Annotated in this window: 14 protein-coding genes and 7 tRNA genes; 19 read left to right on the top strand and 2 right to left on the bottom strand. The window is 28.8% G+C overall.

Features of this window, described 5'->3' with window-relative positions; all coding sequences use genetic code 11:
- The first annotated feature begins 63 nt into the window (after positions 1-63).
- The 7 genes from BUA90_RS11170 to BUA90_RS11140 all read left to right on the top strand — a co-directional run bounded on the left by BUA90_RS11170 (position 64) and on the right by BUA90_RS11140 (position 806).
- A tRNA-Ser gene (locus tag BUA90_RS11170) sits at positions 64-152 on the top strand.
- 5 nt (positions 153-157) lie between these two features.
- A tRNA-Ser gene (locus tag BUA90_RS11165) sits at positions 158-250 on the top strand.
- 8 nt (positions 251-258) lie between these two features.
- Positions 259-335, top strand: a tRNA-Ile gene (locus tag BUA90_RS11160).
- Positions 336-361: 26 nt separating this feature from the next.
- A tRNA-Trp gene (locus BUA90_RS11155) sits at positions 362-437 on the top strand.
- Between the two features lie 6 nt (positions 438-443).
- Positions 444-520: transfer RNA gene (locus BUA90_RS11150), tRNA-Pro, on the top strand.
- A gap of 130 nt (positions 521-650) precedes the next feature.
- Positions 651-727, top strand: a tRNA-Ile gene (locus tag BUA90_RS11145).
- Positions 728-730: 3 nt separating this feature from the next.
- Positions 731-806, top strand: a tRNA-Phe gene (locus BUA90_RS11140).
- Positions 807-957: 151 nt separating this feature from the next.
- Here the strand turns inward: BUA90_RS11140 and BUA90_RS11135 are convergent.
- The gene (locus BUA90_RS11135; RefSeq protein ID WP_072968627.1) at positions 958-1,971 is read right to left on the bottom strand and encodes a ribonuclease H-like domain-containing protein; all 1,014 of its coding nucleotides are present in this window, start codon (positions 1,969-1,971) and stop codon (positions 958-960) included.
- Positions 1,972-2,083: 112 nt separating this feature from the next.
- Between BUA90_RS11135 and BUA90_RS11130 the strand changes: the two genes are divergently transcribed.
- The gene (locus tag BUA90_RS11130; protein ID WP_072968625.1) at positions 2,084-2,377 is read left to right on the top strand and encodes a hypothetical protein; all 294 of its coding nucleotides are present in this window, start codon (positions 2,084-2,086) and stop codon (positions 2,375-2,377) included.
- A gap of 158 nt (positions 2,378-2,535) precedes the next feature.
- The gene (locus BUA90_RS11125) at positions 2,536-3,567 is read left to right on the top strand and encodes an HD-GYP domain-containing protein (protein WP_072968623.1); all 1,032 of its coding nucleotides are present in this window, start codon (positions 2,536-2,538) and stop codon (positions 3,565-3,567) included.
- A gap of 28 nt (positions 3,568-3,595) precedes the next feature.
- On the opposite strand, the gene BUA90_RS11120 is transcribed toward BUA90_RS11125, so the two are convergent.
- Positions 3,596-4,591, bottom strand: coding sequence for an asparaginase (locus BUA90_RS11120; RefSeq protein WP_072968622.1), 996 nt, complete (start codon positions 4,589-4,591; stop codon positions 3,596-3,598).
- Positions 4,592-4,985: 394 nt separating this feature from the next.
- On the opposite strand from BUA90_RS11120, the gene BUA90_RS11115 reads away from it, so the two are divergent.
- From BUA90_RS11115 to spoVAE, 10 genes are all read left to right on the top strand, one after another.
- Positions 4,986-6,146 (top strand): cysteine desulfurase family protein, encoded by a 1,161-nt coding sequence (locus BUA90_RS11115; RefSeq protein WP_072968620.1) that lies wholly within the window; start codon positions 4,986-4,988, stop codon positions 6,144-6,146.
- Between the two features lie 4 nt (positions 6,147-6,150).
- Entirely contained in the window at positions 6,151-7,323 is a 1,173-nt protein-coding gene (gene thiI, locus BUA90_RS11110) for a tRNA uracil 4-sulfurtransferase ThiI (RefSeq protein ID WP_072968617.1), read from the top strand.
- 10 nt (positions 7,324-7,333) lie between these two features.
- Complete coding sequence (locus BUA90_RS11105; RefSeq protein ID WP_242945092.1) at positions 7,334-7,684, top strand: phage holin family protein; 351 nt, start codon at positions 7,334-7,336, stop codon at positions 7,682-7,684.
- 138 nt (positions 7,685-7,822) lie between these two features.
- Positions 7,823-8,158 carry an anti-sigma F factor antagonist gene (gene spoIIAA, locus BUA90_RS11100; RefSeq protein WP_072968614.1) on the top strand — a complete coding sequence of 112 codons (336 nt, stop codon included), beginning with the start codon at positions 7,823-7,825 and terminating at the stop codon, positions 8,156-8,158.
- Between the two features lie 31 nt (positions 8,159-8,189).
- Positions 8,190-8,609, top strand: a complete 420-nt coding sequence (spoIIAB, locus tag BUA90_RS11095) for an anti-sigma F factor (RefSeq protein WP_072968629.1) — start codon at positions 8,190-8,192, stop codon at positions 8,607-8,609.
- A gap of 5 nt (positions 8,610-8,614) precedes the next feature.
- Complete coding sequence (gene sigF / locus BUA90_RS11090) at positions 8,615-9,382, top strand: RNA polymerase sporulation sigma factor SigF (RefSeq protein ID WP_072968612.1); 768 nt, start codon at positions 8,615-8,617, stop codon at positions 9,380-9,382.
- Between the two features lie 271 nt (positions 9,383-9,653).
- The gene (locus BUA90_RS12440; RefSeq protein WP_159430029.1) at positions 9,654-9,812 is read left to right on the top strand and encodes a hypothetical protein; all 159 of its coding nucleotides are present in this window, start codon (positions 9,654-9,656) and stop codon (positions 9,810-9,812) included.
- 24 nt (positions 9,813-9,836) lie between these two features.
- Positions 9,837-10,283 carry a stage V sporulation protein AC gene (gene spoVAC / locus BUA90_RS11085; protein ID WP_072968610.1) on the top strand — a complete coding sequence of 149 codons (447 nt, stop codon included), beginning with the start codon at positions 9,837-9,839 and terminating at the stop codon, positions 10,281-10,283.
- An 11-nt stretch (positions 10,284-10,294) separates the two neighbouring features.
- Entirely contained in the window at positions 10,295-11,311 is a 1,017-nt protein-coding gene (gene spoVAD, locus BUA90_RS11080; protein ID WP_072968608.1) for a stage V sporulation protein AD, read from the top strand.
- A gap of 23 nt (positions 11,312-11,334) precedes the next feature.
- On the top strand, positions 11,335-11,691 hold the full coding sequence (gene spoVAE, locus BUA90_RS11075; protein ID WP_072968606.1) for a stage V sporulation protein AE: 357 nt from the start codon (positions 11,335-11,337) through the stop codon (positions 11,689-11,691).
- The last annotated feature ends 4 nt before the right edge of the window (positions 11,692-11,695 follow it).

The raw sequence follows: 11,695 nt of genomic DNA, 5'->3' as shown, positions 1-11,695 counted from the left end.
AGAGCACCTGACTTTTAATCAGGGTGTCCCGCGTTCGAGTCGCGGATGGGTCACCAATTAAGTGGAGGGGTGTCCGAGTGGTTTAAGGAGCTGGTCTTGAAAACCAGTGACTCCGAAAGGGGCCGTGGGTTCGAATCCCACCCCCTCCGCCATATGTGGAGAAGTACTCAAGTAGGCTGAAGAGGACGGTTTGCTAAACCGTTAGGCCGGTTTCTCCGGCGCGCGGGTTCGAATCCCGCCTTCTCCGCCAATAATTGTGGGCCTTTAGCTCAGTTGGTTAGAGCGTCCGGCTCATAACCGGCAGGTCCGGGGTTCGAGTCCCTGAAGGCCCACCATATTTATTTTATTAAGTTTTAAATGCAGGGGTGTAGTTCAGTTGGTAGAACGACGGTCTCCAAAACCGTATGTCGTGGGTTCGAGTCCTGCCACCCCTGCCATATGTTCGGGGTGTAGCGCAGTTTGGTAGCGCATCTGGTTTGGGACCAGAGGGTCGCGGGTTCAAATCCTGCCACCCCGACCAATTTTGAGTACTAAAAACATTTAAAAATCAATTAATAATTAATAATTAATAATTAATAATTAATAGGTGTTTAAGGTTTTGATTTTAAACTTATTAATTATTACCTATTAATTATTAATTGGTAAGTTATGGGCTCATAGCTCAGCTGGTTAGAGCGCACGCCTGATAAGCGTGAGGTCGGTGGTTCAAGTCCACTTGAGCCCACCATATGCCCAGATAGCTCAGTCGGTAGAGCAGGGGACTGAAAATCCCCGTGTCGGTGGTTCGATTCCGCCTCTGGGCACCATATTTAATATAAGATATGTAAAAGGATAATTTTTAAGGTTAATAATTGATTTTAAAGCAGGTATTTTTTTAAAAATACCTGCTTTTTGTGTTAAGTGAAGGTTTATTGTATAGATTAATTATACTATAGTAATATAATTTATTGTTTTTATTTATATGTTTAATTTATCGAGAATTGAATAAGTACAATTTTTTATAAAATCATATAAATTTGAATATATATATTTATTTTCTACTTTTACAATATATTTATTTATTTCATCATTATTTATTTCAGAAAAAAAGTTATCAATAATATTGATTTCATCAATATTAATAAGTGATATTGAATTTTTATTTGGAAGATTAATATTTAAAAGAGGAATTTTAAAAAAGAAGTTATTGTCCTTGCTTGAAATTTCAAAATGAAAAGTATATTCATAGAAAATATAATCTTGTTTTATAGTTTTGTTAATTTTGCCAGATATTATTAAAAAGTCTTTTTTTATATTACATTTATGTATTTGGAGTTTAAATTTATTTTTATAATTAACTTGAAAAGGTACACAAGATAGTATATCATTTTCATCAATAAAATTTAATATATTTAGTACAGGTAATAAATAGAGAATGTCTTCATAATTATGTAATAAAATTTTTTCTTTTAATTTTTTCTTTAATGTTTTTTCATATTCTTTGTAAAGATTTACACTATCTGCTCCACTAATAGTATCTTTTCTATTTATACCTAGAAATTTTTCGACAGTTTTTAATTTGCAATTTTTTAATCCTAAATTATTTTTATTTTTTTTTACTATTTTGTATAAGTCAAAGTTATAAAAAGGATCAATGGAAAAATCAATGTTATTTTTTAATAGTCGTTTATTTAGAAAAGGAATATCGAAATTTCCACCATTATATGTTATGTAATATTCAAAATTTTTTATTTTATCTTTAAAAGTTTTTAATAATTTAATTTCATTTTTGGAGTTATGACAAAATAACTGTTCTATAATGATTTTATTATTTTTTAAATATAAAAGCCCAATTAATACTACTTTACTATAAGAAGGATTAAGACCTGTAGTTTCTATATCAAATAATACAAAATTATTTTCAGGCATTAATTTTTTTAGTATTTTAGGAAATTTATTAGGATTTATTATTTCTTTTTTTATTATTTCCATGTAAAAGTACCTCCTATTTTTTTATCATATAATGTATTATACAACAAAATTATGTGATTATTAAACATGGGTAAATATGAAGAATATAATATTACAAAGGGAGGGGGCGTTAATGGACATAAAAAAAATATCTAATAAAATAGTTAGTACTGCTAGTGATGTATCTAGACAAGCAGATTATTTAGTATCAATTAGTGAATATAAAATGGATATTAAACATTTAAATAAAGAAATAGAAAAATTAGAATTATTAATAGGTAAGTATATTTATAATTGGTTTTTTAACAAGAGTTTTGCTATAAAAGATGTACCAAGATTATGTAGAGAAATTAGAGAAAAGGAACGAGAATTAAAAAAAATAGAAGGAAAAGTAGCACAGCTTAAGAAAAACTTTAATTCTAAATAAAGGATATATAAAAATTTTGTTGAATATTTATATAAAATATTATTATAAGTCGAGAAAATTCTCGACTTATATCTATAGATTTAGAAATAATGAATGATTTTCTAAGGTTAGTATATAATAATTTTTTGATGTATTTGTTAGTTGGTAGGAGGATTTTTATGAAGCTTGTAATTGTAGATGAACTTAAAGAAGGTATGATACTCGGAGAGGATATAGTAGGAAAATACAGTATATTATATGCTTCTAAAGGGACAATACTTAATAAGAATATAATTGATGGGATTAAAAGATTGGGAATTAAATATATTTATGTTATAAAAAATAAAGATGATGATGTTTTATTAGTAGATAAGAAACTAGATAAGGAATATAGAAGAACTTTAGACTATTTTAAAAATGTTTATTTTAATGTTAAGATAGGAAAAAAAATAGTTGTTGACGAATTGCAAGAAGTTGTGCAGCCATTAGTTAATGAAGTTAAAAACAGTATAAATATTCTCAATAGACTTAAGCAAATGGAGATTAATGATTTGTATACTTATAAACATTCTATAAATGTATGTGTTATTTCAACTATGATAGGAAAATGGATGAATTTTTCACAAAATGAATTAAATGAAATAGCTATTGCAGGATTGTTTCATGATATAGGGAAGAGTAAAATACCTAATGAAATTCTTAATAAAGCTGGGAAACTTACAAAAGAAGAATTTGAAGTTATGAAAAGTCATACATTAGAAGGATATAAAATTTTAAAAAATACAGATTGTATAAGTGATGATATTGCATATGGTGCACTACAGCATCATGAAAGAATTGATGGAAAAGGATATCCAAATGGTTTAAAAAATGATCAAATACATATATATGCTAAGATAATTTCTATTGCAGATATATATGATGCAATGACATCTAATAGAGTATATCGCAATAAAACTTCACCGTTTAAAGTAGCAGAACTAATATTTAATGATAGCTTTGGACATTTAGATCCTCATATAGCTAATTTATTTTTAAAGGGAATTTCTCAATTTTATGTTGGGAATATAGTTAAACTTAACAATGGAGAAGTAGGAGAAGTAATATTAGTAAATAAAAATAATCCTACAAGACCATTAGTAAAGGTAAAAGATAAATATATAGATTTATCAAAAAATTATTCTTTTGAAATTACTGATGTAATATTGTAATCAAAAATAAGAGAGAATTAATTCTCTCTTATTTTGTATAAAAGTCTTTTTCAAATATTTCTTGAATTTTATCTTTGTCATTTGTAATAGATAGAGCCAACATTAGTTTAATTCTAGCTTTTTGACCATTTAAGCTTCCACCTAATATCACGCCTAGATTTCTAAGTGTTTTGCCACCACCTTCATATCCATAAGAATCTAAAACTCTTCCCATTGGACAGCGAGATACTATTACAACTATAACTCCATTATCTATAGCATTTTTTATACCTGAAACCATTGTAGGAGGTATATTTCCTCTTCCCATAGCTTCAATAACAAGTCCTTTAGCACCTTTTTCAATACAAAAGTCTATAAGTGTCGAATCCATACCTGATGCTGTTTTAATCAAAAAAACGTTTTCTTCGATTGTATCTGTTTGTATATGATGATGTTTAACAATATCTCTGTAAAATATTACTTCATCATTGTCTACTATACCTAATGGACCAAATTCAAGAGATTTAAAGGTATCTAAACTCAAAGTATGAGTTTTTGTAACTTCGCTTGCAGCATTAACTTCATTATTCATGACTACAAGAACACCTTTATTTTTAGCTTGAGGGGAAATAGCAGTACATATTGCAGCTGCTAAATTGCTTGGCCCATCATAACCCAATTCAGAACCATTTCTCATTGCACCAGTAACTACTACAGGTTTTTCACAAAATAAATTCAGGTCAAGTAAAAAAGCGGTTTCTTCAAGAGTATCTGTTCCATGAGTTACAATTATACCATCTATATCTTTTCTATTTGCTAAACCTTTTATTATTTTTGAAAGTTCCATCATTTTTTTAGGACTCATATGAGGGCCTGGAATTCTATCGAAGTTAATTATTTCAATGTCAGCAAATCTATCTATATTTGTTACCATAGACATTATTTCTTCACTTGATAGAGCGGGTATGGCAGCAGAAATTCTAGGGTCTATTTTCATAGAAATAGTTCCACCAGTAAATATAATGGCAACTTTTTTATTTGACATAGAAATCCTCCTTAACTTTATTCTAGATTATCAACATCATTATATAATAAATTATATATATAATAAATGAATTTTAGAAATTTACTTAATAAATTAGTAAACAAAAAAACAAAGGATTTGTTATTATAACAAATCCTTTGCAAGGGGTATTGGGAATAGAGATTATATGATTGAGGTTTTCCAGGGGGATAACCACTAAACAAATTATAACAAATTCCGACAAATTTTGCAATGTGTTTTTTAAAAAAATTAGAGAAATTGATGTGATAAATTATTTTAGATTTTCAGTTTTATGAATTTATTTATGAAAGAAAGTATATAAGTCCTTTCTTTACAAAAACTATTCATTAGTATAAAATATGGAAAGAACAAAGCAAAGCAGGAGTGGTGTTTTATGGAAGTTTATTTAGATAATGCTGCAACTACTAAGCCGAGAAAAGAAGTTATTGATATGATGAATAAGGCATTAGTACAATATTATGCAAATCCTTCTTCGCTGCATAAAAAAGGTGTAGAGGTTGAAAAACTGATAAAAACAGCTAGAAAACAGATTGCTAAAGCATTAGGTAGTGATGAAAAAGAGATATATTTTACATCAGGAGGTACTGAGTCTAATAATTTAGCTATATTAGGTTCTTTAGAAGGAAACAAAAGAAAGGGTCGACATATAATTACAACAAAAATAGAGCATCTATCTGTATTAAATGTATTTAAGTATTTAGAAGAAAAAGGATATGATGTTACTTATTTAAGTGTTGATGGAGATGGAAAAATTGATATTGAACAATTTAAAAATAGTATAAATGATGATACTGCTTTTATTAGTATAATGTATGTGAATAATGAAGTGGGAACTATTCAGCCAATAGAAGAAATATCTAGTATATTAAAATCTATGACTAATAGACCAATATTTCATGTAGATGCAATACAAGCTTTTGGGAAAATTAAATTTAATTTAAAAAAATTAAATGTCGATTTAATGTCTATTAGCGGACATAAAATACATGGCCCAAAGGGAATAGGTGCTTTATATATTAAAAAAGGTACTAAGATAAAGTCTATTATTTTTGGAGGAAATCAAGAATTGGGAATTAGGTCTGGTACGGAAAATGTACCGGGGATATTTGGCTTAGGTACTGCTTCGGATTTATTTAAAAGAGAATTTGAAGAAAATATAAAAAAAATGGCTAAATTAAAATTTAAGTTGCTTGAAGGAATAAAAAGAAATGTAAAAGATATAAAAATAAATGGAACAATTGGGGAAAATTCAGCACCTCATATTTTAAATATGTCTTTTAAAGGCATAAGAGGAGAAGTTTTATTACATTCACTTGAGCAGGATAAAATTTATGTTTCAACAGGTTCAGCATGTTCATCAAGGAAAAAAACTTATAGTCATGTACTAAGAGAAATGGGACTATGTGAGAAAGAAATGGAAGGTGCTATAAGATTTAGTTTTTCTCCATTTAATACTGAGGAAGAAATTGATTATGTTATAGATAGAGTTACTTACCGTGTTGCAGAATTGAGAAAAGTTATAGCAGGGAGATGATAAAATGGAAAAAGTATTAATAGTAAGATATGGCGAGATTAGCTTAAAGGGTCTTAATAGACCATTTTTTGAAAAGACACTTGTAAAAAATATAAAAAGTAAAGTTGAAGAAATTGGTGAGCTAAATGTTTATAGAGCTCATGGAAGAATATATATAGAACTGGAAGATTATGATGAAGAAGAAGTGATTGATAGTGTAAAAGAAGTATTTGGAGTAGTGTCTTTAAGTGTTGCATATGTAATTGAAGCAAATATGGATAAAATTTGTGAAATTGCTAAAAAACATATTGATGAATGTATTGAAGAATATAAAATAAAGACATTCAAAGTTGAAAGTAGGAGGGGAAATAAGAGTTTTCCACTAAAATCTCCTGAAATTAGTAAAATTGTCGGTGGATATATATTGAAAAATACTCAAAATATAAAGGTAGATGTACATAATCCAGATGTAGTTATAAATGTAGAGGTTAGAGATAAAGCATATATATATTCTAAAAAAATATCTGGTTTTGGTGGTATGCCTTACGGTACAAGTGGTAGAGCCATGTTATTGTTGTCAGGGGGGATAGACAGTCCCGTAGCAGGTTGGTTAGTGGCTAAAAGAGGTGTAGAAATAGAGGCTGTTCATTATCACAGCTATCCATTTACAAGTGATAGAGCAAAAGAAAAAGTTATAGAATTAGCTAGGATTTTAAGCAAGTATTGTGGAAAGATTAGAATTCATTTAATAAATTTATTAAATATACAAAAAGCTATTAATGAAAAATGTCCACCTGAAGAAATGACTATACTTTCTAGAAGATTTATGATGCGTATAGCTGAAAAGATAGCTTTAAATAGAAGATGTAAAGCATTAATTACGGGAGAAAGTATAGGGCAAGTTGCAAGTCAAACTTTAGAGAGTATAAATGTTACAAATGCTGCAGTTAAAATTCCCGTATTTAGACCATTAATAGCTATGGATAAACTTGATATAGTAAATATATCTAAAAAGATTGGAACGTATGAAACTTCTATTCAGCCATTTGAAGATTGCTGTACTGTATTCTTACCTGATAGACCTGTTACTAAACCAAGACTTGAAAGAATATTAAAATCTGAAAATTTATTAGATGTTGAAAAACTTATAAGTGAAGCAGTTGCTAATATGGAGATAATTGAAGTAGAGTATGATTAGGAGGATAATAGTGAAAAAATTTATATTGAGATGGTTATCTAGTGCAGTATCTATATATATAATTGCTAAATTATTTGAAAATATTTATATATCAGGATTTATAGTAGCATTATGGGCAGCAGTAATTTTAGGAATAGCAAATACTATTGTTAAACCAATGCTAATTATTTTAACATTACCTATAAATATTGTTTCTTTGGGATTATTTACATTTGTAGTTAATGGATTGATATTAAAATTGAGTGCAGGAATTGTTCCGGGATTTAGAGTAAATGGACTATTTGGAGCAATAATTGCTTCTATTGTACTTAGTTTATTAAATTTAATAATAACAAGTGTATTTGGCATATCAGAAGATTAGGTGACGGTTATCGACACCTATCTTTTTTTTATGAGAAAATTAGAAGCTGTAATTTACAAAACTAGTTAATTTTCGCTGAAGGAAAAAGAGATATAGCTAAAGAATAGTATTATAAAATTAAATATGGGAGGGATTTTATTGAAATTAAGATTTGATATAATTGATAAAAATTTATTAGTGCATTTTGATGGAGAACTCGATCATCATTCAGCTGAAGAAGTTAGAGAAGATATAGATTCTAAAATAGATGTAAATAATATAAAGAATCTTATCTTTGACATGTCAAATATGAAATTTATGGATAGTTCTGGTATAGGAGTGGTTATAGGAAGATATAAAAAAATCAGCAAATTGGGAGGAAAAGTAGTAGTAACTTGTTTAAATCCTCATGTAGATAAGATATTTCAAATGTCAGGTATATATAAAATTATTGATAAATATGAAACTAATGAAGAAGCTTTAGCAAATATGTAAAGGGGTGACAATATTGTCTTTTAGAAATCATATGAAAATAGAGTTTTTAAGCAAATCACAAAATGAAGCATTTGCAAGGGTAGTAGTAGCTTCTTTTGTATCACAACTTGATCCGACTATTGAAGAACTTGCAGATATAAAGACGGCGGTTTCAGAAGCAGTTACAAATGCTATAATACATGGATATGACAATTCAGAAGAAAAAGTTTTGTTAGAATGTAATATAAATGGAAATACTATTGAAATAATAGTAGAAGATTATGGAAGGGGAATTGAAGATATTGAATTAGCACGGCAACCTCTTTATACATCAAAACCAGAGCTTGAACGTTCTGGTATGGGATTTACAGTCATGGAAACTTTTATGGACAAAGTAATTGTTGAATCGGAAAAAGGTAAAGGTACTAAGGTTATAATGATAAAAACAATCGGGGAAAAGAATAAGGAGTAGATGATATGGGGACAGCTGCTTCATATGAAGAAAATAGCGATTTTAATAGTGAAAAAACTATAAAGTTAATAGAAAGAGCACAGAAGGGAGATGAAGAAGCAAAATCAATTCTTGTAAATGAAAATCTTGGGCTAGTAAAAAGCCTTGTAAGTAGATTTGATAATAGAGGTTATGATAGAGAAGATATATTTCAATTAGGGTGTATAGGACTGATTAAAGCTATTGAAAAATTTGATACTTCTTATGGAGTGAGATTTTCTACATATGCAGTTCCTATGATAATAGGTGAAATAAAAAGGTTTTTAAGAGATGATGGAATAATTAAAGTTAGTAGAAGTTTAAAACAGACTGCAAATAAAGTTAAAATGACTAAGGAGACTTTATTTAAAAAATTAGGAAGAGAACCAACTATTCAGGAAATATCAAAAGAACTCAATATATCAAAAGAAGATATAGTTCTTGCTTTAGAATCAAGTATTCATCCTGACTATCTTTATGATATTATTCATGAAGATGATGGCTCGCCAATTCATTTGATAGATAAGATAAGTGAAACAAATGCTGATGATGACAGTGAAATAATTGATAGAATAGCTTTAAAGGATGCATTAAATAAATTGAAACCTAGAGAAAGACAAATTATTATACTGAGATATTTTAAAGATAAAACACAATCAGATATAGCAAAAAGTTTAGGAATTTCTCAAGTTCAGGTATCGAGAATAGAGAAAAAGGTTCTAGAAACAATGAAGAATATTTTGGAAAAGACATGATTAATTTATTCATGTCTTTATTTTTTTGGAATTATAAAAAGTAATAATGGTTAATACTATAATTAAGATAAAATTTGAGGTGATATAAAATGAAATATATATTAGAAAACAAAAAAATTACTGTGGTAATATTTGTTATATTGATATGTATTGCTTCGTTTTATTATGCATATAGTAAGTTTAATATTAAAAAACCGATTTCAGCTAAATTGGTTTTTTTGACTCAAACTGACTTATTTTTTGATTGAAATTTATATTAGAGGAGGATTAGATGGATAAAAAATATTTAAAAAAAATAAATTCAAATATTTTTTTTATAGAAAATTTATTTGATAAAAAAAATAGACATGAGTTAGAAAATATTATATACAACAAAGATATTATAGATGAAGAGTTAAAGAATAATATTGATGAAATAAGAAATTATTAAAAATATTAAATGTGGAGGTTCAATATGAAAAGAGAATTAGATGAAGAAAAATATAAAGAATATGTCCAAAATAAAATACCAAAACCTAATTATATAAAAAATAGTATTTGGGCATTTTTTGTAGGAGGTATTATTTGTACTTTTGCACAATTTGTACTTAATATGTTTAAAAATATTGGCTTGGATAAAAAAGAAGCAAATACTGCAACAGTTATAGTAATGGTATTTTTAGGTGCTTTTCTTACTGGATTAGGGGTTTATGACAAAATAGGCAAGAGAGCTGGAGCAGGTTCTATAGTACCAATAACGGGATTTGCAAATTCTATTGTATCTCCTGCTATGGAATTTAAAAGAGAAGGATATGTTTTTGGTGTAGGAGCAAAGATGTTTAGTTTGGCTGGTCCTGTATTGGTATATGGTTTTAGTTCTTCAGTAATAATAGGTTTACTATATTTCTTTTTAAAGAAATAGGAGGAATTAATATGGCATTGAAAAAGTTAGGAAAGCAAACAGTAGTATTTGATAATCCCCCATATATTGTTTCTACTGCCAGTATAGTTGGACCGAAGGAGGGAGAAGGTCCTTTAAGAGAATATTTTGATATGATTTTAGAAGATGATTTATTTGGTGAAAAAAGTTGGGAATTAGCTGAGAGTAAAATGCTTAGAGAGACAGTAAAGATGGCTGTTCAAAAATCAGAAAAAAAAATTGATGATATAGAATATATGCTATCAGGAGACCTTTTAAATCAGTTAATGTCGGCAAGCTTTGCAGCAAGAGATTTAGGTATACCGTTCTTTGGATTATATGGAGCTTGTTCAACTATGACTGAATCTTTAAGCTTAGGAGCAATGCTTATAGATGGAGGATATGCTGATAATTTAGTAGCAGTAACATCAAGTCATTTTAGTTCTGCAGAAAGACAGTTTAGGTTTCCATTAGAACATGGAAATCAAAGACCACCGTCTGCACAGTGGACAGTAACAGGAGCTGGTGCAGCTATTCTTTCTTCATATGGTAAAGGACCTAGAGTTAAATATGTTACAACTGGTAGAGTTATTGATTTAGGAATAAAAGATGCTAATAATATGGGAGCGGCTATGGCTCCTGCTGCAGCTGATACTATAGTAAGTCATTTTTGTGAGACAGGTTTAAAGCCTGATTATTATGATTTGATAGTTACGGGCGATTTAGGAGCTATAGGCAAAGAAATAACTGAAGAATTGGTTTTAGATAAGGGATATAATATTGCTAAAAATTATAATGATTGTGGACTTTTAATATTTGATAATAAAGTTCAAGATACTCATGCAGGTGGTAGTGGTTGTGGATGTTCAGCGTCAGTATTTTGTGGATATATTTATAAAGAAATGCAAAATAGAAAAATAAATAAAGTACTGTTAATTTCAACAGGAGCATTACTTTCAGTTACAAGTTCAAATCAAGGGCAATCTATACCGGGGATAGCTCATGCAGTTTCAATGATAGTAGATGATTAAAGGAAATAGTTAGGAGGCTGACTATGGATTATATTAAGGTATTTGTTGTGGGCGGAATAATATGTGTTATTGGACAACTTCTTATGGATGGTACAAAACTTACACCAGCCCACGTGCTTGTAATATTTGTTACATCTGGTGCAGTTTTAACAGCTTTAGGAATATACGAACCAATAGTGAAGTTTGGGGGAACTGGTGCAACTATACCATTAACTGGATTTGGATATTCTCTTGCTAAGGGTGCAATAGATTCTGTTGAAAAATCTGGAATAATTGGAGCTTTTACAGGTGGAGTAGAGTCAGCAGCAGGTGGTGTAGCGGCAGCTGTAGTTTTTGGTTATTTAATGGCTGTGATATTTAATCCAAAAAGTAAAAAATAATTAG

Origin of the sequence: Caminicella sporogenes DSM 14501, assembly GCF_900142285.1 — a bacterium.
GTDB classification, from domain to species: domain Bacteria; phylum Bacillota; class Clostridia; order Peptostreptococcales; family Caminicellaceae; genus Caminicella; species Caminicella sporogenes.
This window is presented reverse-complemented; position numbering and strand designations above follow the sequence as displayed.

What these genes read in the sequence shown, in the direction of transcription:
- sigF (WP_072968612.1), top strand. Translation starts at nt 8,615, where the DNA reads ATGGGGACAGCTGCTTCATATGAAGAAAATAGCGATTTTAATAGTGAA.
- BUA90_RS11120 (WP_072968622.1), bottom strand. Translation starts at nt 4,591, where the DNA reads ATGTCAAATAAAAAAGTTGCCATTATATTTACTGGTGGAACTATTTCT.
- BUA90_RS11115 (WP_072968620.1), top strand. Translation starts at nt 4,986, where the DNA reads ATGGAAGTTTATTTAGATAATGCTGCAACTACTAAGCCGAGAAAAGAA.
- BUA90_RS12440 (WP_159430029.1), top strand. Translation starts at nt 9,654, where the DNA reads ATGGATAAAAAATATTTAAAAAAAATAAATTCAAATATTTTTTTTATA.
- spoVAC (WP_072968610.1), top strand. Translation starts at nt 9,837, where the DNA reads ATGAAAAGAGAATTAGATGAAGAAAAATATAAAGAATATGTCCAAAAT.
- spoIIAB (WP_072968629.1), top strand. Translation starts at nt 8,190, where the DNA reads ATGAAAATAGAGTTTTTAAGCAAATCACAAAATGAAGCATTTGCAAGG.
- BUA90_RS11125 (WP_072968623.1), top strand. Translation starts at nt 2,536, where the DNA reads ATGAAGCTTGTAATTGTAGATGAACTTAAAGAAGGTATGATACTCGGA.
- BUA90_RS11130 (WP_072968625.1), top strand. Translation starts at nt 2,084, where the DNA reads ATGGACATAAAAAAAATATCTAATAAAATAGTTAGTACTGCTAGTGAT.
- spoVAE (WP_072968606.1), top strand. Translation starts at nt 11,335, where the DNA reads ATGGATTATATTAAGGTATTTGTTGTGGGCGGAATAATATGTGTTATT.
- thiI (WP_072968617.1), top strand. Translation starts at nt 6,151, where the DNA reads ATGGAAAAAGTATTAATAGTAAGATATGGCGAGATTAGCTTAAAGGGT.
- spoVAD (WP_072968608.1), top strand. Translation starts at nt 10,295, where the DNA reads ATGGCATTGAAAAAGTTAGGAAAGCAAACAGTAGTATTTGATAATCCC.
- BUA90_RS11135 (WP_072968627.1), bottom strand. Translation starts at nt 1,971, where the DNA reads ATGGAAATAATAAAAAAAGAAATAATAAATCCTAATAAATTTCCTAAA.